Source organism: Candidatus Ryanbacteria bacterium CG10_big_fil_rev_8_21_14_0_10_43_42, from assembly GCA_002793915.1.
Taxonomy (GTDB): domain Bacteria; phylum Patescibacteriota; class Minisyncoccia; order Ryanbacterales; family 2-02-FULL-48-12; genus 1-14-0-10-43-42.
On the sequence record PFEF01000003.1, the window covers coordinates 118,672 to 139,467 of the forward strand.

A 20,796-nucleotide genomic window follows, 5' to 3' on the forward strand; every position below is an offset into this window, starting at 1 on the left:
TGCGTTCGACATAACAGTCTCCTTGTTGTGTCCACCGCAGGCGAACTAAGTGATGATTAGTTGCCCGGGTACAGGGACTACTTCCTTGTACCCGCCATTCTCCCTCTTTTTGAAAATTGGGGAGACTATATGCCGGCGACATTCGCGTTAAGCTAACACACGCAAAGCATTATAACCTTAAGGGACATATTTCATGGATAGGAGTAGATCCCATTGCTTTTGTGGAAAACGTGCCTATCGGAGCGTGGAATTGTGACTTCGATCCGAAAAAAATATATTAACCCCTCCTGAAGAAAAACCGCGATTAATACAATCGCGGATTTTTATTATGCGCTTTCTTCAAACAATAATTTTGCCTCTTCCCAAAACCGATCATCGTTATGTTGTTCGCGAAGCCAGTACCACCACTCTCCGCCCCAGAGATAGTACGTTTCAAAATCAGCTTCCTTAGCGTACCGAATGGAATCCTGAAAAAAAGCAAAGTCCATTACCCGAAACTGTTCTTCGGGGGTAGTTTCATACGGCTGACGTTTAAGCCATGGCTCCATGCCAAGCTCAATAACAATAAATTCCTTTTCATAATCCCGGATAATGAAGCGCACAAGACGTTCTTTTAAGCGAAAAAAGGCCGGAGGCAGAGGATATTCAAAATTGCCAAATCTATCGTTATGTACCCGACGGTACATAGTAGTACCAAATACATCTCCTCGTTTTGCCGCGCGCACCCACGGGCCAATTTCTCCCGAATCGGTTACCAAAATGGGATGCAGTGGATCGATGCGCCGCACAATGCCCATCTCCGTATCCAAAAGTTCTTTCCCGGAGAGAGCACACTCTCCTTCCCCGAAAGCGAGAAACGGCTCGTTTTCTACCTGCCAATATAAAAGTGCCGGCGAATTTTTATACCGCTCCACTGTCGCCTCCACAAAACGCACGACATGTTCGTTGCGATCCTCATGTGAGACATGTTCCGCCCACGGCGGCGTATGACACTCCGGCCACCGCGGCACTTTTTTTCCTACCGCAAGCACCACTTTCGCACCGACTTCTTCCGCTACGCGCATTTGATAATCAAGCCCGGAAAAATCATATACCCCTTCCTCCGATTCTATTAAATCCCAGTACGCAATAAGGCGAATATCCCGCACACCAAGATCGTACATTATGGCATTGTAGTTATCCTTCCAATCTCCGCCGGATCCGAAATCAAACAGGCGCGAAAACTTTTCAGAATAGGTAATCCCCCAAGTAATGGGTCGCGCTTCGTTTACCGGTGCCGTACTTCGAATATAATCTCCCACCCCAAGCACAAACGCACCTAGGAGAATAAGAACAACGGCCGTGATTTTTCCTACAAGAACGCGTCCGGTAAACCGCTCATGCAATAAGAGCCACCCGCCCAGTAAAATAAAAACAATCTTAATGCCCTGCAAGGCGTCCACTAAAGGCGGCACACCTAAAGAAATAGCGTACACCACTAATAATGAGCCCACTCCGGCATATCCTCTGTTTGCAAAGTATCCCCATTTATTATGAAATTCATTTTTTGTATTCGGATTTAAAATAATCTTCTTCCAGCGCGGTAACAAAAGAAGCGAAAACGCGAAGAGAGCTCCTCCTATTTTTATCCATACAAATCCGGTGACAAAATTAAGCTCTCCAAACGCAAGCTTGGAGAGAACATTCGAGAGCCCTAAAAATGAAGCGGCCAATAAAACAGCCCAGAGAACTTTTACGCGCGTCCGCTCCTTTACCACTAACGCGAGGACGAATCCCCCCGCGATAAGTAATACAAAACTGACAATCTGATACGCCGTTAAATCCGTCCCGAGAAGCCATCGGGAAAATACGAGCGTTGCTATAGGGGAAAACCCCACAAATGCCACCACGGCACCCGACGCTTCCCCCATGCAAAGCGCCCGAAAATACGCCATCATGGCAAGCATAAATACTGCTCCTGCCGAAAGAGCCGTGAATATAGCGCCGGACAACGCCCACTCAAACCCGAATGGAACAAGCACAAGAGAAACGAGACCCAGAACGCCAAGCCAAAAAGCGTATCCGAGCGGATTCGGGTATGATTTTTTGAGAAGCAGTTTATCAAACACCGCAGATGTTCCCAATATGGCTTGAGCAACAAAAGCGACGAAGAACCAAAGCATGGTAATAATTTATGATATAAGATTTTAGATTTGAAAACTTCTTATATATAAATCATACATCATAAATCTTATATCTTATATTCATCAATTATTTTTTTATATTCCCATGCGCTTTGCCGTACCGTGCGCTTAAGTGTTTTGTAGTCTATTTCGATAAGTCCAAAACGCGGCCAAAACCCTTTGTCCCATTCGAAATTATCCAAAAGTGACCAGTATAAATACCCGCGCACGTCCACACCGGAATCGATAGCGCGAAGCACAGAGTGAAGAGAGGAACGAATAAATTCCGTACGCATAATATCACGCGCATCAGCAAGACCATTCTCGGTTACAAAAATCGGTTTTTTATATTTTTTTAAATCCATTAAAACTCGGTAGAGTGATTCCGGGTATAACTCCCAACCCATATCGGAAATGTTTTTATTTTCATTTTTATTAAATCCATAATTAATACGATTATGAAAATAATGATTAAGCCCTATAAAATGCTGATAATCTTGAATGCGATCCAAAAAATACTTATTCCACCACCAATCCGCCATATATTTTAATATGTTATTTACCATCCTTCCCTTATACGCTTCAAAGTAAATATTATTTTTTGCAATACCAATCTGCGCCTTCGGACACGATCGCTTTATAGTATTAAACGCATCTCGGTGAGCATGCAAAAGAGCTCCAACGGCATACATATAAGAAAATGGACTTCTCTTATGTGGCGGCCAGGTTCCCTGCCCGTATGCATGTCCCGTATGCACGTTTGGTTCGTTTAGTGTAATCCAGTATGTTACATCGTTTTTATATTCCTCCGCCATTTTACCCGCAAAACGCGCAAAATAGTACGAAAATTTTTTCGCATTAACACCACCCTTATCCCGCAACCAAAGAGGAATGGTCCAATGCCAAAGGGTAACAAGCGGTTCCATGCCGCGCGTCCGAAGCGCTTGTATGACCGCACGGTAATGTTCTATTTCTTTTTTATTAAATTCCCCTTCCTTAGGCTCAATACGTGACCATTCTACGGAAAACCGGTGCGCCGTGTGTCCGAGAGACTTTGCCAGATCAAAATCCTCTTCGTATCGATTATAATGATCCACGGCCTGAGCGGAAATATAATTTTCCTTCTCAAGGGGACTGGGATATTTTTCCATTATGTGCCGCGCCCACTTTTTGCTCTTTGCATTTTGCGCTAAACTCTTAGCCGTCTCCCGTTCCCATTCCGACCAATCATTACACATTCCCCCTTCAACTTGATGTGCCGATGTTGCCGCTCCCCATAAAAAACCTTCCGGAAACTTCCGTGTATTATTCATATATGTAAGAATACTCCATACGCCGCAAAAAGAAAAAGCTCGTCATAACGAGCTTTATGCTACTTTTTCTTTTTTACTTTCTTGGTGTTTTCTTAATGACGGTATATTTTTCATGTATGAAGGATACGCTCCTCTTATTTTCATCTCGAGCATGCGGCGAATAAATTCCGGATCTAAATTCAAAATAAGACAGATATTCATGAACGAAAACAACATTTTTTGATCATCACTCCATATCCATGTTTTTGCCTCTTCATGTAACCGCCTTTCCCGGGGTTTTGTAGTATGAAGATATGATAAGAAATCAGAAAAAGCGCTTTCAAGAACACCCCACAAAAGAAGAATTTCTCCCAGTCGTAAAGCCGTATATTCCGTTAAGCGGGACGGCAATACAATCTTTACTACGGAAAATCCCGGCAATTCATGTGGAATGAGCTCTGCAACCTCCTCTTTTTTCTCGGTATCTGTTCCTCCTTCAAATCTACTCTGATGCCTATACAATGTTTCCTCATCTGTTTCATCACTATACGGAGAAACATTGATAATTTTTGCCTTCGGTTTCAGTAACTGAATGGCATCAAGAATAGTTTTCCCCTCCTGTCTCGTTAAACCGCGCAACCAGTAAAGCGGTATCTGTGGAGATTCCTCATTATGAACACAGAGAAGCAATGCGCGCTTTACGAGAGGATATTTCTCCGCTATTTCCAGTACTTCTTTACCTGCTCCCTTCATATGAGCAACCTCCATCTTGATTATTCGATAAGAGCGACTTGTTTTTCCTCCAACCCGGCAAGAACTGTTAACAGTTCTGTTCTCGTGTCTTCAGCAACCGCATATTCTCTTGCGCGGTTAATTTCCAGATCTATAAGTTTGCAAAGAGCTTTTACAGTCTGAATTTGCGCACGAACTATTATCTCCAGCGTACCACCGCCAAAATCATTTTGCCCTCCTTCCGGTACGTTTATCCTCCTAAAAGCGCTCTCTTTTACCAACGCATTATCATGTAAAAACTCCGGCAAAACAATCTTCATACCTACCTTTACTATTACACCCTCCTCCTTAAGTTCACGAATGGCTTTTTGTGCTCCCGGAACGGGTCTTTCCGGATGAGGATGTCCTTTTTCTCTTGCAATATCTTCAGTAATTTTCCCCGGCAAACAAGGCCTTCTTGCTTGAAATAGTTTAGTAACTATAAGATTCTTCCATTCCTTATAGCCAAATCCAAATCTAAATTGAATTTTTTCCATTTCTGCGTTGTTATTATTCCGCCCTGATTCCATATTGCTTCTCCTTTTTATCAAAATATGCCATTTTAAAAATCTGCCCTTACCCTACCCCATTCATACATAAAATACCAGTTGTGCATTTTCTTCACGTAAAAAAATATTTATACTATAAAATATGAACTACGAAGATAAAATCATTACAGCCGTCAAAAAAGTAATGCCGGCCGTGGTATCTATCACCGCAACACAAGATCTGCAAAAGCTGAAAGAGGCCGCCAAACAATTAGCTCCCTTGGGCATGCCGCAACTAGACGCCATTACGCGGGCGGATGATGAAACGCTTGAACAAAATATTCCCGGTATTGAAAATGGAAAAATTCGCATGGGCGGTGGTTCCGGTTTTTTGGTGGATGAATCAGGTATTATTCTTACAAACCGCCATGTGGTTGCCGATCAAACCGCCGAATACAGTGTCGTACTTCATGACGAAAATACCTATCCGGCGCGTGTTATTGCACGTGATCCCATTCATGATATTGCCATCCTACAGATAGTGGCTGATAATCCTCTTCCCAAACTCCCCGTGCTTGAATTTGCGGAAGAGAAAGAACTTGCCCTTGGCCAAACGGTAATCGCAATCGGAAATGCTCTTGGTGAATTCAAAAATACCGTATCCACCGGAATCGTCTCCGGGCTTTCCCGATTTATCAGTGCCGTTACTGACGTTTCCGGACATCAAGAACGTCTCCGCGGCCTTATCCAAACAGACGCCGCCATTAATCCCGGTAATTCGGGAGGACCTCTTATAGATATCACGGGACGCGCCATTGGCGTGAACGTTGCTATCGTATTTGGTGCCCAAAATATCGGCTTTGCTATTCCCATCAAAAAAGCCAAACGCGATCTAGATGACATTCGGCAATTTAAACGTATTCGGCGTCCTTTTCTAGGCGTACGTTACGTGCTTATCAATAAAATGATGGCAAAAAAATTCGGCCTTCCGGTAACCACCGGTGCGCTTGTTTTAAAAGAAGCCATTCCCGGAGATCATGCCATTATTCCGGGGAGCGCCGCTGATAAGAGCGGACTTAAAGAAGGCGACATTCTTCTTGCCTGTAATAAAAAGAACATATCCGAAAAAGAAACTCTTGAGGATATTCTGGAGGGATATATTGTGGGTGATACGCTTTCCTTTGACGTACTCCGCAACAGCAAGGAAAAGAAAACAATAAAAGTAAAGCTGGAAGAGCAAAGTTAGATTATGGAACGTTAGCTTTTCCGGCTTTCAAAAAAAACACGGCAGAAACCGTGTTTTTTCTTTCCTCTACCATTCTCCATTTATACACTACACGATGGAACTTATAACATACCCGATACCATAAGCAATGACGGCCGCAATACCGCCCACAAACAACATTTCAAATCCCTCAAGGACCCAACTATTGCCGGTAAAACGAGAGCGAAGCGCGCCAACTACAAAAAGCGTAATGGCCGTAAAAATAATAGCGGTAGAAAAGGTATCGTATGTGCCGGAAATAAAAAGATATGGCGTCAGAGGAATGACTCCTGCTATTACGAATGCTGAAAATGTAGCCGCGCCATTCTTTATCGGATGCCCACCCTCATCCACGGGAGAAACACCCAACTCTTCCTGAAGCATAATATCGATCCAAAAATCTTTACTTTTGAACAACAAGGGCGACAACACCGCTATATCTTCCGATGTGTATCCTTTTTTCTTTAAGATTCCCTCCATTTCGGTATATTCCCAATGGGGGTCAGCCTTAAACTCCATCTCTTCCACGCGGCGCTCCCGAAGAGTAAAATGTTTCTCGGACTTACTTCCCAGATAATTAGAGGCCGCCATAGAAAATCCGTCGGCTATCAAACTGGCGAGACCCAATAAAAGAACAACGGTTGCATCAAGTCCCGCACCGGCAACACCGGCAACCACGGCAAATGTGGTAATAATGCCATCATTTGCACCGTACACAATATCTTTAATATAAACCCCGTTCCACGCGTGATCGGGAATATTTTTTCTTTCCGGATGATGCATAGAACATTATAGGTATTGGATAATTCTACTTGATGATGATTTTTTCAATGACTATATCCACTGTCGGATGGTCGTTTTCATTTACCGAGACGGTCGCAATTTGATTAACAACATCCATGCCGTCTATAACATTACCAAATACCGTATGCAAGCCGTCGAGCCATGGAGCGGCCTCCGCTGTTACGATAAAAAACTGACTGCCGTTTGTGTTTGGTCCTGCATTTGCCATGGCAAGAGCTCCGCGCTCTACTTTATGACTGTTAATCTCATCCTCGAACATATATCCGGGCCCGCCCCGTCCGTCATTCGACCAATCATCGTCCTTGCTGTTTGGATCGCCTCCCTGAATCATGAAGTCTTTAATGACACGATGAAACATTGTTCCTTCATAAAACCCTTCCGTTGAAAGTTTAGCGAAATTTTCTACTGTTTTTGGAGCTTCGTTTGGAAACAATTCCACTGTGATAACGCCTTTATTGGTATGTATTTCCGCTTGTTGCATAGATGGTATGGTTGTATCTGCAGAAGAACTGGAAGATACCGTTAAATCTGATAATGTTTCTTGTTGTTCTGTTATTATTTCTTCTTCTACGGGCTGTTCTTTGTTATTTACAAAAAAAATAACGCCTCCCAAAAGTATAATTGCTATAATAATTCCTATACCTGCTTTCATGATAGTACAAATATTATTTCTAATATATATGCGATAATGATAAAAATCATGCCGAAAATCCCCACAACATGCTCTTGCCTCATTTCACGAAATACCCGCTTATCAATACGATGTTCCTGGCGCACGCGCCAATGCACGCGTATAGCTGTATAAGCAATCATGAGCTTTCCGACAACATCCAAAGTGGTGATGATTATTTCCATTACTTTAACATAGTAGCATTTCTCATACGCAGTGGGTAGTATGGAGCATACAGAGCACGATATGCATCTTATGCTCTTTTTATCTCATATGCTACGCCATGAATAATTTTCAGGATTACAAAAAGCAATGGATCAAAAAAGAATCCGCCACGGAAACAAAAAAACGGGCGGCACGGATTTATGATATTCTTCTCGCAACATATCCCCATTCCGGCATGATGCTTGCCTATGAAACACCTGTTCAACTTTTGGTAGCCGTTATGCTTTCCGCGCAGTGTACCGATAAAAAAGTAAATGAGGTTACGAAAAATCTTTTCAAAAAATATAAAACCGCCGCTGATTTTGCGAATGCACAGCCGCACATATTTGAAAAAGAAATTTATCAAACCGGATTTTATAAAGCAAAAACAAAACACATTATCGCCACTGCTAAAATTCTGGAAAAAAAATTTTCCGGCATACTTCCTTCTAGCATAGAAGACATGCTTGTTCTTCCGGGTGTCGCGCGTAAAACCGCTAATGTCGTTTTGGGAAATGCATACGGTATTGTTGAAGGTATTGCGGTAGATACGCATGTATCCCGCATAGCACAGCGACTGGGACTTACAAAACACCTGCCGCCTGAAAAAATAGAGCGGGATTTAATGATATTGTTTTCGAAAAAAAAGTGGTTTCATCTTACCTATCTCTTTATAGAGCATGGACGCGCATTATGTTCCTCTCGAAAACCCCATTGCGACCGATGTCCTCTCAAAAAAATCTGCCCGTCTTCTTTTGTGTAGCGTTATTAATCAAAAAACCATAAGGAAGACCATATGGTTTTTTATTTTTGCGCATCGTAACACTTCCCGCGCACACACTACCATTACAGCATTCCCTGCATTTTTTGCGCCATAATATTTTTTACCTTTGTAAGCGCATCGGAAAATGCCTCTTTCGCATTTCGTTCAACTGCTTCTTTTGACATATCAGCACCATCAGAAATATTTACACGAAGTACGTCTTGGTTTCCGTTTACCGTTACCTGAAACGCACTGTCTCGAGACATACCCGTAACTTCTTCTTTTGCGAGAGCCGCCTGCATTGCACGCGCCTGTTTTTGCAATTGGTATACATCTTTTAATTTATCAAACATGTCCGTAATAGTTAGCTATAATAAAATATCTACACAGCTCGCACAGCTTCTTCTATGCTTGTTACCCCCATTTTTACTTTTTCAGCGGCACGTTCGCGCAGTGTACGCATACCTTCCCCTTCCACATATGTCTGCAGTTCATTAAACGGCGCCCTGTCAACAATCATTGCGCGCAGTTTATTGGTAAATACAAGTACGGAATAAATACCCATACGCCCCACATATCCGGTATTGTTACATTCCTTACACCCTACCGCCTTCATAAAAGATCCTTCTTCTTCCTTAAGACCAATATGTTCTAACGCCAGTTTTGACGGCGCCGTATCTGCCACCTTACATGCCGTGCAAAGCGAACGCAATAGCCGCTGAGCAATAATGCCATTGACCGCATATGCTATCAAACTGCGTTCAATATTCATATCAATAAGACGCGCAATGGTGCCTATGGTTGTATTGGAATGCACGGTAGACCCGACGAGTCGCCCGATAAGAGAGGCGCGCATCGCGTGCTCCGCCGTTTCCTGATCACGAATTTCCCCCACCATCAACACGTCCGGATCTTGCCGCAAAATAGAACGCATTCCCACAGCATAGGTCAATCCCCAATCGTTACGAATTTGCGTTTGCCTAATATCTCCAAAATAAAATTCCACGGGATCTTCCAAGGTTACAATATTTTTATCCTTGCCTTTTAATTCCTGAAGAATGGAATAGAGTGTTGTCGTTTTTCCGGATCCGGAAGGACCGGTTATAAGAAGCATGCCGTAGCTACGGGTAATGAGTCCATTTATTAAATTTCGCTCTTCCGGATTCATCCCCAAGTCGTCCAAAGGAATAAGAATATCAGAACGGTTTAGTAAACGAAACACCGCCGCATCCCCATATACGGTAGGAAAAATAGATACGCGTACGTCCAAAACATACACGCCCGACGGATGCATGCCCGAAGAAGGCGGTGCGGGATCCTGCTCTTTAGCCGGCACATCTTCCGAAACCTCATCACCATCATTAAATAACGCCGCTAGCGCCTCCCGTAACGGAGCCGGTTCCTTATTTTTTTCGGGCTTCTTGGGTATGCTTTTCTCCTGTGCATCCTTTATTTCCACGGTAAGCTCAAAATGACCATCTTGAGGAAGACGACTTGTGTAATCGAGACTTGATATTGCACGCACCCTATTGAGAAGAGTTTCGAGCTCATGAAGAGGTCGTTCGGCTTGTTGTTCCAAATGCCCATCAATACGAAACCGAATACGCAATTTATCTGCGAGAGGCTCAATATGAACATCAGAAGCGCGCTTACGGGCGGCATCTTCCAAAATTACATTAAGTATTGCGGCCGCGGTTACGTCAGGTGATGAATTATTTTGTGTAGGCATACACACATATTACCATATATGATTCGAGAGCACATATTCATTACCGAATGGGCTCAATAATTATTGTTTGTTCCACCGGACGTGGCGTCAGTGTACTGTCGAGAATACGGAAACTTTGTGACGACAACTCTTGCGGAGGTACGCCATCGCCATCTAAAGCGTTATTCTTTGTATACACAACAAATCCGCCGGCAATAATAAGAAGCGCAATTAACCATATATTTTGAAAAAGTATGGCTTTAATTTCATTTCTCATGACATAACCATTATACCTCTTTAAGGATTTTTTGATAAAAAACCTCCCCCGGAAGTAATCAGAGCGAAATCAATACGGCCTGCGCAACGCCACGCATTAAGCAAGAAGATTTTTTATTCCCAATCGAGGGCACCACCGGTTTGATACTCAATAACACGTGTTTCAAAAAAGTTTTTCTCTTTAGAAAGATCCGCCGCTTCCGACATCCAGGGAAAAGGATTTTCCACATTGTACTCCGCCCGAAGGCCGATACTCATGAGTCGCCTATCTGCAATATGTTCAATATAATGCTTAAAGCCTTCCGCATTCATACCAAAAATACCCTTGGGAAAGACATTCTGCGCATATATATACTCAAGCTCAACAGCTTTCTTAATAAGATCCGTAATGTGTTGCTGAAATGCGGGCGTCCACAATTCAGGCTGTTCATCTTTTATCGTATTAATCATTTTGATACCAAAATTAAGATGCATTGATTCATCCCGCATAATGTACTGAATTTGCTCGGCCGCTCCCACCATTTTATTTTGCCGTTGAAACCCGAATATGACCGCAAAAGAACTGTAGAAGAAAATTCCCTCCATAATAAGTGAAAATACAATGAGATTTTCCAAAAAAGTTTGATCATTTTCAAATGTGCCGGTTTTGAAGTGAGGCGAAAAAATCCCTTCATTAAAACCAAGAACAAATATGTCTTTGTTGTAGATGGCATCATTTTCACGGTACATATTAAATATGCGTGCTTCGTCCATACCCAAACTTTCCACGATATACTGATAAGCGTGTGTGTGGATTGCTTCTTCATATGCCTGGCGTAAAAGATACAGCCGACATTCCGGCGATGTAATATGTTTATATGTTGCAAGAACAATATTATTTGCCGCAAGCGAATCTGCCGTCGAAAAAAACCCGAGCGCCGTTTCCAAAGCCAAACGCTCATCCGAAGAAAGCGCGTAGGGCGATTTCCATTGCTCCACATCTCTTTGCATATTAATTTCGGTAGGCAACCAATGGTTTGCATTGGCGGCATTATATGCATCCCATGCAAACTTATGCTTTATGGGATATAGCTGTACCACATCGGCACTCTCTCCGTTTATAATACGGCGCTTATTGATATCCACGCTTTCTGTTGTTCGTTGAATAGACATACGTTTTAGAAATTTAATATTCGAATTCCAAATGTATCAATTTTATTGACATGATTCACAACTAGGATCATCTATCTTGCACACCGGAACATATGGTTCCGGCGCACTATCTCCGATATTGATAGCTGATGAAGATCGTTCTTTTTCCCCCAAGCCATGCGGTAGGGCATAATCAGCGGTTGCAATATGTGGAACAGCAGACTCTTTTGCACTTTTTTCTTCCGTAATAATATGCCTATTTCCTTCCGTTAACGGTGTAACGCTAGTAGACACAGTCACGCTTTCAACGGACACTATAGCGGGCGATTCTTTCTTGCGCGTATGTGTGGTGCCAAATTCCGATGTGCTTATCGTTGATTTTTCCACCTGCGAAGCCGCCAATGTGCGAAGATAATAGGTAGTTTTAAGCCCCATCTCCCAGGCATAATGATATATATCGGAAAGCTGTCTGCCAGAGGAACCCATGAAGAAAATATTAAGAGATTGACTTTGATCGATCCATTTTCCCCGATGAGCGGCGGCCCGGATGAGCCAGCGGGGATTAATTTGGAATACCTCTTTATATTTTTCCTTTATATGTTCCGGGATACCGGGAATGTGTTCGATATTGCCGTCCGCAAATTTAATTTTACCGAGCATTTCCTTACTCCACAAACCCAACTTTTTCAAATCTTCTACCAGATATTCATTTACGATCGTAAAATCTCCCGACATATTCGATTTTACATAAATATTTTTATAGATGGGCTCAATGGACGGAATAGCACCCACAACATTTGACGTGCTTGCCGTGGGGGCTACAGCCAAACAATTCGAATTACGCATACCATATGCCTTTATAGATTCCCGTACCGGTGTCCAGTCCAGTTTACTGCGGCGGGATACCGGAATTTTTTCTCCGCGCTCTGATTCCAGAATATCCAACGTGTCCTGCGGTAATATACCCCTATCCCACTTGGATCCCTTAAATGTTTCATACGATCCCCGTTCGCGAGCAAGTTCACTAGAGGTAAGATATGCATGATACGCGACAATCTCCATACTTTCATCCGCAAATTGTACGGCGGCCTCCGAATCAAATGCGACATTCATTTGATAAAGTGCATCGTGAAATCCGCCCATACCAAGTCCCACCGGACGATGCCTCATATTAGATTTTTCTGTTTCCTTTGTGGGATAATAATTTGCATCAATAACATTATCAAGCATACGCATCCCTATACGCGTTGTTTCCGCGGCCTTTGCTTCGTCGAAAGAACCATTCGTCACATGACGGGCAAAATTAATCCATCCAAGATTGCATACCGCCGTTTCGTCTGCCGAATTATTAAGCGTAATTTCCGTACATAAGTTTGAATTGTGTACCACGCCCACATGATCTTGCGGAGAACGTATATTGGAAGGGTCTTTAAATGTAACCCACGGATGTCCCGTTTCAAACAGCATAACAAGCATCTTTTTCCAAAGATCGCGCGCTTTTATGCGTTTCCATAATTGAATTTTTCCCTCATCCGCCAGACGTTCATATTGCGCATATTTCTCCTCAAACTTTTTTCCGTACAATTCATGAAGATCCGGCGTCTCGTTTGGTGAAAACAACGTCCATCCACCGTCTTCCCGAACGCGCTTCATAAATAAATCAGGAATCCAGTTCGCCGTGTTAATATCGTGTGTTCGACGACGCTCATCACCGGTATTTTTTCTAAGCTCAAGAAAATTTTCTATCTCGTAATGCCATGTCTCTAAATACACACAGGTAGCTCCACGCTTTCGCCCGCTACGGTTAATGGAAATAGTAACGTCATTCATTATCTTAAGAAAGGGTACCACTCCTTGCGATTCCACTCCCGTAGCCTTCACCAGCGCGCCCGTTGCCCGTACCGGCGTCCAATCCATACCCATACCGCCCGCCCATTTGAGTAAATTCGCCGAATCGCCATATGACTTGAATATTTCATTCAGATCATCTCCCACCGTGCTTAAGAAACACGAAGAGAGTTGTGCTCGCGTCATGCCTGCATGATACAGCGTAGGGCTTGATGGAACGAATCGAAGCGTGGAGAGAACGTCATAGAATTTCTGTGCCCACATATCTTTTTCCTGCTCGCCCATAGCAAGCCCCATCGCTACACGCATCCAAAAAATCTGCGGTATCTCAAGCATCTCTTTTGTTTCGGCATTTTTTGTAAAATACTGATCACTTAACCGCTGTACACCCAAATACACCAGTAAATCATCCCTCTCCGGACGAAGTGCGCGAGAAAGAGCGTCCATATCAAAATCCAACATGCGCTTGTCAAATTTTCCTATATCCACCCCCTTTTGTATATTACGACGAAATGTAGAGCGGTACTGATCACCTATATCCGCATAGCGTACATCAGCCCCAATAACATCCTTATACAATTTATTCAAAAACAAACGGGAAGCGACCTTCGCGTACGCCGGATCTATTTCTATAAATGAACGTGTCACCATAACAAGCGTGAGCGCCACCTCCGCAATCGGCATATTGTCATACACTTCGTTCTGGCATTGAGCGGCAAGACCTTCAACGTCAACCACGTCTTCATATCCTTTTGCCGCGTACGCAAGAGAGCGACGAATTTTTTCTATGGAAAATGGCTCAACGGCACCAGAGCGCTTCACCACATTCAACTGATGCTCTTCGATGCGCTTTAATACCTCTTTTTTCTTCTCGGCACGCTCCTTAGCATGATCATACCGGTAAATAATATAAGACTTCGCCACATCGAAAAATCCTTCCCCCATAATCTTACGCTCCACCACATCCTGCACCTCTTCTACCGACGGTATGCTTTCTTTTTCGGAAAATATAAATTCCAACTCTGAAATAACCTGGTGCGTGATTGACCGCAGGCGATCTTCATCTATGGTGCCTTTTGTGGCAAAAAAAGCATTCTGAATGGCAAGAGTAATTTTATGCTGATCAAAATCCACAACTTCTCCGGTTCGTTTTTTGATTTTTTGTAATTTTTCCATAGGCACGAAATGAACGCTCTTGCGTAAGAACTTAAATTAATAAGGAAAATGAAACGTCTTGTTACAAATTCACTTCCGTCTTTGTCAAAAGAAAAACGAACTTGTAACAAGACTTTTTATAAGAACGCGCGGGTCATTTTTTGAACATAAACACATCTTATGCCCGCCCACCTATTCTACTACAAACATGCCCCAACATGAATGCGGCCGTAAAAAAAACCGAGTAAACTCGATTCATGCTTGTGGATAACTTTCTGGAATTCTTGACAGTATTCTTTAAAACATGGTGCCGTAAAAAATTATTACCGCGCGTGTTCCCCCTCTGGTACAAAAATGGACGGCTCCTGTGGTTTTAGAAGAATTATCAGAGCAACAGACGCACCCAACAAGCCAAAATCACGAAATGTAATCAAATCCACGCCCGTAAATACCAATATGGAACATATTTCCAACGCGGAAAAAACAGCGGCAACGCGCACCCCTTTTTGAGGTAAAAATAATGAAAGAAATATGAATGCAAACAAAAGTTCGACCACCCCCTGCAAGCGTAAAAATGTTTCAAGGGTAGTTATAGTCATAAGTACGTCCATAAACCAGCCCGGAATAAAAGAAATCCAATTATCGGGATTGCGCACCAAATCAAAACCGGAATAGAGATACATAGCACCCAACCCCAAACGAAGCGGTATAGAGGGAGAAATAGGCATGTGTAGTATAATATATCACACAAAACAAAAAGAACAGGTAAAATCATAAGTAATATACCTCCATCGCGCACTAAAAAAGCCATTGGCGTACCAATGACTTCGACTCGACTGCTCTTCTCTATACTCTTTGGAATATGTCCCATACTCTTCCGACGTCCGGAGAGGATGGGTCTATGAGCAATACTCATATCCTTGCCGCTCTACGCATCTTTTTTGAAAAGACCTCAAGCCGACGCAATTCATATTCTTATATGAAACAATCTAGGCGGTTTTTCTCCCATGCAAAGATACTACTTTATCATCTTCTCTCCCGCTATTGGTTTTCTTATCGTTTGGGTAGAATAACCGGGCAATAACAGAACGGGCGTTTTTTTGATTCATTTTTTGCGCCCGCCAATTTTTTTCCGGCCAGTTGGGAATTAAAAGAGATCCTTCGTGCAATATAGGAACAATAAACTTCTTTCCATCGTTCATCCCTATAACGGTAAACATATCGGCATTTGCCGCTCCGGCAAATAAATCCTCCCTCTTTTCTCCGTGCGATCCTGACGGTTCAAAGTTAGGTGTAAACATGCGAACATCTTCTCTCCCAACTAGACTATTCGACCGCGACTGTGATTGCCGTTTCTTAGAATGTCCTTTCTTTGAATACCTTCCCGCGGTAAAACCAAATACCGCGAAAAGCAGAAACGGCCATACGGAAACTTCCGTTTTCGTTGTCTTTTCGACAAGACTGCCTCTTGCTCCAATAAAAGCTTTTTTCAACTCCGTGTTTTCTGTGGTCAATTGACCGATATTATTTGAAGGACTCAAAAGTTCCGTTTCCTGAAGGACAACCTTCGGATCAACAACACGCTTTTCCGTCTCCCGTGAAGTCATATCAGCCTGTTCATTATCCTGCGTAAGAGTGACGATAACATTCTCTAAATCTTTAATCTTCTGTTCTTGCTCCCTTTGCCGGGCAATCATGCTCCGATACTTTTGGATGCTAATCTCCTCCTCGCATGCATATGACGGCACTGTTACCGTATCCCCCTCACGGAGTTTGTGAAAATCTATTCCGGGGTTTAGTTGCCGAACTGCCTGATCCCCGGGCCAACGTGTTTTTGTCCGAGAAACCCATGCTTCGGAAGCTGTGGGGTTATCTTTCGAAATGGTAATCGTACTGCATTGTTCCGCTCCGGCATGAGACGTCACAGCGAGTATAATTGATAATGCGATAAATAACAGCATCACACAATCCCCTTTCTTGTTTGTTATGCCGCCCTTGAATGCAGAGCGACTCCGTTCCTTTTGTTTTCCCGTACAAAAATCGGTACCGTGTCCGTTTTTGGATCTTCCTTTTGTGTTTTTTCTGCGAGAAGCCCCGAGCGAAGTAGTACTATTTCATCTTTCAGTTGGGCAATGTGTATAAAAGCAAATGTAAGCCCCGCCTCCTCCAAAACCTCAAGCAGACGTCGCCGTAAAAATTCCACCTCCCACCGCAAACGACATTCGCGTATTTTCAGATTCTGCATCTCGCCTTCCTCTGTGGCAAGTATTGTTTTTGTGACAACAAGCTCCTTATTTACTTTATTTCTATCGCCCTCTATTCTGCATCGAGCTTCCCTGCTATACCTAAGTCGAGGTGAAAAATAGAAAAAGACTGCCATTCCGCCAATAATTATTCCCAAAATGGCGCCAAAAATGATACCTATTCCCAAATACCATATGTGCATACCATCACCTCCCTTTTTATTATTTTGTTAAGGTTGTTCGTTGTTTTATTAAAGATTTTCTAGCACATATATTATCACAGGTCAATGTTCCGCCTTTTATTATAAAAGCATTTATCAATAAAATAATGCTCTTACTTATAAGAAATTACTTTTTTGTTTCCTTTTTCTGCGGAACCACTAATGTGATAATACCGTACGCAATCATTCCCGGAAAAATACCAGTACATACAACAAAAAGCACTCCCAAAAAACGAAGAAAGTTAACGTCCCACCCGATATAATCTTCCAAACCGCCGCAAATACCGGAAATTATTCTGTTTTTTTCGCTCCTATAAAAATGTTTCATAATTCTTTTTCATCGTAGGGAACCCGAAAGAAAAACCTACCCTCCCCATAGCAGGGTTACCGTATCACAACTTCTCCCTTAATCAGAGTAAGTCCCTCGCAAAAGTGAAGCGCTTTGGATAAGAAAACTCGCTTCTCCCTGACGATAGTAGTCCAAAAGGGTTAGTACTCCCATAAGAAGAAGTAGCAAAACAGAAATACTTATATAAATATTTCCCCTGTTCACGAAGAGGCACGGTATATGCCGCATGCGCGACTCTACACCCCGTTATCTGATAATATACTCTCTGACTTAGAATACGGTCTTATTATAGCAATAATGTATTACGAAATATATACTTATTCCTGCGTAAGGCATATTACCCCTTCTTCTATAAGAGTAAGAGCGCCCGGAATAATATTAAAGAACATAGTAAGCACGAAAATATAAATAGAATATGTCGGATTCCAAAAACTTACTATAACCGCCACAACGGCGGTGATTGGCGGTATTATAATACGAATGTATCCTCTCCGTATAATACGTTTTGCATCCCGCGGATTTTTTATCTCACGGGAAAGATCCACGTGCCGGAGAAGCAGAAATAAAAAGAAGCTAATAATAACCACATTAACGGCATACACAAAAATAGCGAGCTCGTTTTGGGGATAATTACCGAGAAGATGCGTCGAGAACGGAACAAGAGCCACCATAAGAAGAAAAGGGATGTTCAAATGCATGAGTTTGCGTGTAAGATTCGTAGCAAAAACAGAAACGATAAAATGATGCCCGATCCAATAACTGGCGAGTACCAAAAAAGAGAGTATATAACTTAAGAATAACGGTGCCATATGCTGAATTTCGCGCCAAATCATTTCATTCGTAACAACACCTGAAAGCTCGGGAATTTTTAAATCCAGAGCAAGAAGCGTCATAACGATGGCAAATATACCATCAGCAAGCCCGTCTAAACGTGATTTTTGCATATTTCAATAGTATCACGAAGCGGTTTTTCATATACCAAAAAGAACATAATCGTGTGCATTATATTCCTTCCACATTTCCGGGCACTATCCTGTTTATTATTTCCTCCACGTCATCAACGATAGTAACCAGGTCTATGTCTCTTGCTTCATTAATAAAATAATTTTTTTTAAGGGGATAATCCTCCAACCAATCAAATAATCCCTTCCAATATGCGCGTCCCACGCATATGATCGGCACCATATCCGTGATACCGGTCTGTATAAGTGTAAGATATTCAAATAATTCATTCAGGGTACCGTATCCGCCCGGATAAAAAATAAGCGCATCGCTCTTTATGGAAAGCACAAACCGCCGCGTGAATAAAAAATAAAACGCATACGTATGCGTATGAATATTATCCATGCCTTTTTCAGCCGTAAGCAGTTCGGCCTTAAATCCGACAGATGGCACACCAGCCACCATAGCACCCTTATTCGCGGCTTCCATAATCCCCGGACCGCCTCCCGTTATAATAGCGAAGCCATTCTCCCCCAGAGTGCGTGCTGTATTTTCGCAATGGTTATAATAAGGATCGCCCGGCATTGTTTTGTGCGATCCAAAAATAGTGACGATGTTTCCCGAAATACTTTCGAGAATTTCCAGTCCGGCATCAAGCTCTTCACCCGCTTTTTTTACCGTCCAAGTACTATCGGCGATATATTGTTTATTTTTATGTAGTCCCTTCATTACTATAGAGTACAGAATTCAAGGAAAAGAAGAAAGGCTTTATTTTAATCAAATGCTTTTTGTATACTTTTTGAGAAATGCTTTGGTATACCTGCCTTATCCATACTCGCTTCCCCTCCGCCCAACACAAACAAAGCGGAAAGCACGCCGAAAAGTGTTATGTGTGAATACACATCTTCTCCGAAGAAAAAGAATGAAAGCGAAAGTATGACAAATGCCGCCGTTGCCATAAGGCGTGTTTGAAATCCCACTAACAATAAAGTACCAACTATAAGCTCAACTATTCCGGCAGAGAACACCCACATTGCCACACTCACCGGTACGATATCCGTAAGACCATACTGTAAAACAACTTCTGCCGACAAAAATGGATTGAAAATTTTTTCATATAAAGCTAGGTATATCATAGCGCTTCCCACCCCTATCCTAAGTATTAAAGGAACCCAACGCGTAAAATCGGAAAAAGGGGAAACAAACGGAATACCCATAATATGATCCACGCCCGGCTTGGGATCGGCAAGAATACCCAACGCAAATGCCGCCGCCAGAAAATCAAAACTTCCCACCATATATGTATCGAATAAAAATGCAATTAAAAAAAGAAAAATTGCCACCAACGTCGCCGGTGAGAGCAGCAGTCCGGAGAGAAGCAAAAAACCGGTAAGGATCTGCAGTGTCGCAAACACACCCATACCATGTAATGCCGGAGATACAAGCACCTGCGAAGAACCCGCGCCAATAAGTGCAATACCCAAACTAAGACGAAGCATCCAGGGAACGAGCGGCGCATACGTACGCGCTCGCTTTTGGCACAGTGTGATATACGATCGAATATACTTATTATCTTCCACTACAAGATAGACTGCAAAAATAAAACCAATCGTTGCCAGTATAAGATACCCGTTTTTGGCATCCGCAAAAACACTCGACAAAAAACGCCAACTAGTTCCTTGCCTCGCTACAACAGCTTCATCCGAAAGAACGTAGCCAACATGCGCAAATACCTGTATTGGCATTAGCACAAAAGGAAGAATATAAAAATATAATTTTTTGAAAAGAAACATAAAAAAACAAATTTGTTTTTTGTGCCACCCTATACAACCAGAATATCATGTGAAAAGATTTTTGTATTGTGGAAAACAATTAAAAACTCCACGAATGTTCGTGGAGTTTTTATGAAGTAAATTTTTCTACCTATGGACATGTATATTTATATCTTTCATGTGTTCTTTTATAAGCTCTCGTGCCGCATCGCGGTCTCCAGCCTCCATAAGACGATGCGCTTCCGTTATTACAGAAAACTGTTCCTCGGTTATACCGGAAAGATGCGTATCTGCCGTCACTTCTTTAAACGCATTATAGTCCCCCACTTTAATAGCCGCCGCTATATCTTTGTTATACATGCTATGCGTACCAAATCCGCGCATAAATTTGAAATCTCTTCGAAATCGATGTTTTACACCAATTTCTTTTAAGATTGCACGCGCCTCTTCTTCGTCCCCCTCTTCCCGCAAGCGAAACGCCTCGGCAAATTTCTCAAAATTATCTTCGGTTACCAACTCCCCTATGCGCCGCCCTTCCGTAAGCGTACGCCATACATCAAAATTACCTGTCTTAAGCGCTTCTTTTACCGCTTCCCGCGTCACTGGATTAAAATACGGCCTTGATGTATCTGCGGCAAATGCAAAAGATCCTCCGGTAAGAAGCATAACCGTTAAAACGCTCATACTTCCTCCCATAAACAATCTCTTCTTTATATTCATATCATGCTCATTA

The 20,796-nt window shown here is 42.6% G+C and carries 22 protein-coding genes; 2 read left to right on the forward strand and 20 right to left on the reverse strand.

Annotated elements, in window-relative coordinates:
* Window positions 1-326: 326 nt before the first annotated feature.
* From COU90_00980 to COU90_00995, 4 genes are all read right to left on the reverse strand, one after another.
* Complete coding sequence (locus COU90_00980) at window positions 327-2,162, reverse strand: hypothetical protein (protein ID PJE64821.1); 1,836 nt, start codon at window positions 2,160-2,162, stop codon at window positions 327-329.
* Window positions 2,163-2,230: 68 nt separating this feature from the next.
* Window positions 2,231-3,475: a hypothetical protein gene (locus COU90_00985; GenBank protein ID PJE64822.1), complete on the reverse strand. Its 1,245-nt coding sequence runs from the start codon at window positions 3,473-3,475 to the stop codon at window positions 2,231-2,233.
* A gap of 54 nt (window positions 3,476-3,529) precedes the next feature.
* Complete coding sequence (locus tag COU90_00990) at window positions 3,530-4,222, reverse strand: hypothetical protein (GenBank protein ID PJE64823.1); 693 nt, start codon at window positions 4,220-4,222, stop codon at window positions 3,530-3,532.
* Between the two features lie 5 nt (window positions 4,223-4,227).
* Window positions 4,228-4,755 (reverse strand): hypothetical protein, encoded by a 528-nt coding sequence (locus COU90_00995; GenBank protein PJE64824.1) that lies wholly within the window; start codon window positions 4,753-4,755, stop codon window positions 4,228-4,230.
* A gap of 121 nt (window positions 4,756-4,876) precedes the next feature.
* Between COU90_00995 and COU90_01000 the strand changes: the two genes are divergently transcribed.
* Window positions 4,877-5,959: a hypothetical protein gene (locus tag COU90_01000; protein PJE64825.1), complete on the forward strand. Its 1,083-nt coding sequence runs from the start codon at window positions 4,877-4,879 to the stop codon at window positions 5,957-5,959.
* An 87-nt stretch (window positions 5,960-6,046) separates the two neighbouring features.
* Here the strand turns inward: COU90_01000 and COU90_01005 are convergent, their stop codons facing one another.
* The 3 genes from COU90_01005 to COU90_01015 all read right to left on the reverse strand — a co-directional run bounded on the left by COU90_01005 (window position 6,047) and on the right by COU90_01015 (window position 7,636).
* Window positions 6,047-6,760 (reverse strand): hypothetical protein, encoded by a 714-nt coding sequence (locus COU90_01005; protein ID PJE64826.1) that lies wholly within the window; start codon window positions 6,758-6,760, stop codon window positions 6,047-6,049.
* Between the two features lie 25 nt (window positions 6,761-6,785).
* The gene (locus tag COU90_01010; protein PJE64880.1) at window positions 6,786-7,262 is read right to left on the reverse strand and encodes a peptidylprolyl isomerase; all 477 of its coding nucleotides are present in this window, start codon (window positions 7,260-7,262) and stop codon (window positions 6,786-6,788) included.
* A gap of 167 nt (window positions 7,263-7,429) precedes the next feature.
* A complete protein-coding gene (locus COU90_01015) occupies window positions 7,430-7,636 on the reverse strand; it encodes a hypothetical protein (GenBank protein PJE64827.1) in 207 nt (68 codons plus the stop codon).
* Between the two features lie 98 nt (window positions 7,637-7,734).
* Between COU90_01015 and nth the strand changes: the two genes are divergently transcribed.
* Entirely contained in the window at window positions 7,735-8,418 is a 684-nt protein-coding gene (gene nth, locus COU90_01020) for an endonuclease III (protein PJE64828.1), read from the forward strand.
* Window positions 8,419-8,501: 83 nt separating this feature from the next.
* Here the strand turns inward: nth and COU90_01025 are convergent, their stop codons facing one another.
* The 13 genes from COU90_01025 to COU90_01085 form a co-directional block, all read right to left on the reverse strand.
* Window positions 8,502-8,771, reverse strand: a complete 270-nt coding sequence (locus COU90_01025; protein PJE64829.1) for a hypothetical protein — start codon at window positions 8,769-8,771, stop codon at window positions 8,502-8,504.
* Window positions 8,772-8,800: 29 nt separating this feature from the next.
* Complete coding sequence (locus COU90_01030; GenBank protein ID PJE64830.1) at window positions 8,801-10,147, reverse strand: hypothetical protein; 1,347 nt, start codon at window positions 10,145-10,147, stop codon at window positions 8,801-8,803.
* A gap of 40 nt (window positions 10,148-10,187) precedes the next feature.
* The gene (locus COU90_01035; GenBank protein PJE64831.1) at window positions 10,188-10,403 is read right to left on the reverse strand and encodes a hypothetical protein; all 216 of its coding nucleotides are present in this window, start codon (window positions 10,401-10,403) and stop codon (window positions 10,188-10,190) included.
* A gap of 113 nt (window positions 10,404-10,516) precedes the next feature.
* A complete protein-coding gene (locus tag COU90_01040) occupies window positions 10,517-11,554 on the reverse strand; it encodes a ribonucleotide-diphosphate reductase subunit beta (GenBank protein ID PJE64832.1) in 1,038 nt (345 codons plus the stop codon).
* A 42-nt stretch (window positions 11,555-11,596) separates the two neighbouring features.
* Window positions 11,597-14,557: a ribonucleoside-diphosphate reductase subunit alpha gene (locus COU90_01045; protein ID PJE64833.1), complete on the reverse strand. Its 2,961-nt coding sequence runs from the start codon at window positions 14,555-14,557 to the stop codon at window positions 11,597-11,599.
* A gap of 302 nt (window positions 14,558-14,859) precedes the next feature.
* A complete protein-coding gene (locus COU90_01050; protein PJE64834.1) occupies window positions 14,860-15,264 on the reverse strand; it encodes a hypothetical protein in 405 nt (134 codons plus the stop codon).
* A gap of 261 nt (window positions 15,265-15,525) precedes the next feature.
* Complete coding sequence (locus COU90_01055; protein PJE64835.1) at window positions 15,526-16,461, reverse strand: hypothetical protein; 936 nt, start codon at window positions 16,459-16,461, stop codon at window positions 15,526-15,528.
* Between the two features lie 59 nt (window positions 16,462-16,520).
* Window positions 16,521-16,982 (reverse strand): hypothetical protein, encoded by a 462-nt coding sequence (locus COU90_01060; protein PJE64836.1) that lies wholly within the window; start codon window positions 16,980-16,982, stop codon window positions 16,521-16,523.
* A gap of 145 nt (window positions 16,983-17,127) precedes the next feature.
* Entirely contained in the window at window positions 17,128-17,328 is a 201-nt protein-coding gene (locus COU90_01065; GenBank protein ID PJE64837.1) for a hypothetical protein, read from the reverse strand.
* Between the two features lie 338 nt (window positions 17,329-17,666).
* The gene (locus tag COU90_01070; GenBank protein PJE64838.1) at window positions 17,667-18,293 is read right to left on the reverse strand and encodes a hypothetical protein; all 627 of its coding nucleotides are present in this window, start codon (window positions 18,291-18,293) and stop codon (window positions 17,667-17,669) included.
* Window positions 18,294-18,351: 58 nt separating this feature from the next.
* Window positions 18,352-19,020 (reverse strand): TIGR00730 family Rossman fold protein, encoded by a 669-nt coding sequence (locus COU90_01075; protein PJE64839.1) that lies wholly within the window; start codon window positions 19,018-19,020, stop codon window positions 18,352-18,354.
* Between the two features lie 44 nt (window positions 19,021-19,064).
* Entirely contained in the window at window positions 19,065-20,084 is a 1,020-nt protein-coding gene (locus COU90_01080; protein PJE64840.1) for a hypothetical protein, read from the reverse strand.
* A 126-nt stretch (window positions 20,085-20,210) separates the two neighbouring features.
* Window positions 20,211-20,783, reverse strand: coding sequence for a hypothetical protein (locus COU90_01085; GenBank protein ID PJE64841.1), 573 nt, complete (start codon window positions 20,781-20,783; stop codon window positions 20,211-20,213).
* Window positions 20,784-20,796: the final 13 nt, after the last annotated feature.

Bases quoted from the DNA above. Each gene is read 5' to 3' on its own strand.
- COU90_00980 (PJE64821.1), bottom strand. From the start codon at position 2,162: ATGCTTTGGTTCTTCGTCGCTTTTGTTGCTCAAGCCATATTGGGAACA.
- COU90_00985 (PJE64822.1), bottom strand. From the start codon at position 3,475: ATGAATAATACACGGAAGTTTCCGGAAGGTTTTTTATGGGGAGCGGCA.
- COU90_00990 (PJE64823.1), bottom strand. From the start codon at position 4,222: ATGGAGGTTGCTCATATGAAGGGAGCAGGTAAAGAAGTACTGGAAATA.
- COU90_00995 (PJE64824.1), bottom strand. From the start codon at position 4,755: ATGGAATCAGGGCGGAATAATAACAACGCAGAAATGGAAAAAATTCAA.
- COU90_01000 (PJE64825.1), top strand. From the start codon at position 4,877: ATGAACTACGAAGATAAAATCATTACAGCCGTCAAAAAAGTAATGCCG.
- COU90_01005 (PJE64826.1), bottom strand. From the start codon at position 6,760: ATGCATCATCCGGAAAGAAAAAATATTCCCGATCACGCGTGGAACGGG.
- COU90_01010 (PJE64880.1), bottom strand. From the start codon at position 7,262: ATGCAACAAGCGGAAATACATACCAATAAAGGCGTTATCACAGTGGAA.
- COU90_01015 (PJE64827.1), bottom strand. From the start codon at position 7,636: ATGGAAATAATCATCACCACTTTGGATGTTGTCGGAAAGCTCATGATT.
- nth (PJE64828.1), top strand. From the start codon at position 7,735: ATGAATAATTTTCAGGATTACAAAAAGCAATGGATCAAAAAAGAATCC.
- COU90_01025 (PJE64829.1), bottom strand. From the start codon at position 8,771: ATGTTTGATAAATTAAAAGATGTATACCAATTGCAAAAACAGGCGCGT.
- COU90_01030 (PJE64830.1), bottom strand. From the start codon at position 10,147: ATGCCTACACAAAATAATTCATCACCTGACGTAACCGCGGCCGCAATA.
- COU90_01035 (PJE64831.1), bottom strand. From the start codon at position 10,403: ATGAGAAATGAAATTAAAGCCATACTTTTTCAAAATATATGGTTAATT.
- COU90_01040 (PJE64832.1), bottom strand. From the start codon at position 11,554: ATGTCTATTCAACGAACAACAGAAAGCGTGGATATCAATAAGCGCCGT.
- COU90_01045 (PJE64833.1), bottom strand. From the start codon at position 14,557: ATGGAAAAATTACAAAAAATCAAAAAACGAACCGGAGAAGTTGTGGAT.
- COU90_01050 (PJE64834.1), bottom strand. From the start codon at position 15,264: ATGCCTATTTCTCCCTCTATACCGCTTCGTTTGGGGTTGGGTGCTATG.
- COU90_01060 (PJE64836.1), bottom strand. From the start codon at position 16,982: ATGCACATATGGTATTTGGGAATAGGTATCATTTTTGGCGCCATTTTG.
- COU90_01065 (PJE64837.1), bottom strand. From the start codon at position 17,328: ATGAAACATTTTTATAGGAGCGAAAAAAACAGAATAATTTCCGGTATT.
- COU90_01070 (PJE64838.1), bottom strand. From the start codon at position 18,293: ATGCAAAAATCACGTTTAGACGGGCTTGCTGATGGTATATTTGCCATC.
- COU90_01075 (PJE64839.1), bottom strand. From the start codon at position 19,020: ATGAAGGGACTACATAAAAATAAACAATATATCGCCGATAGTACTTGG.
- COU90_01080 (PJE64840.1), bottom strand. From the start codon at position 20,084: ATGTTTCTTTTCAAAAAATTATATTTTTATATTCTTCCTTTTGTGCTA.
- COU90_01085 (PJE64841.1), bottom strand. From the start codon at position 20,783: ATGAATATAAAGAAGAGATTGTTTATGGGAGGAAGTATGAGCGTTTTA.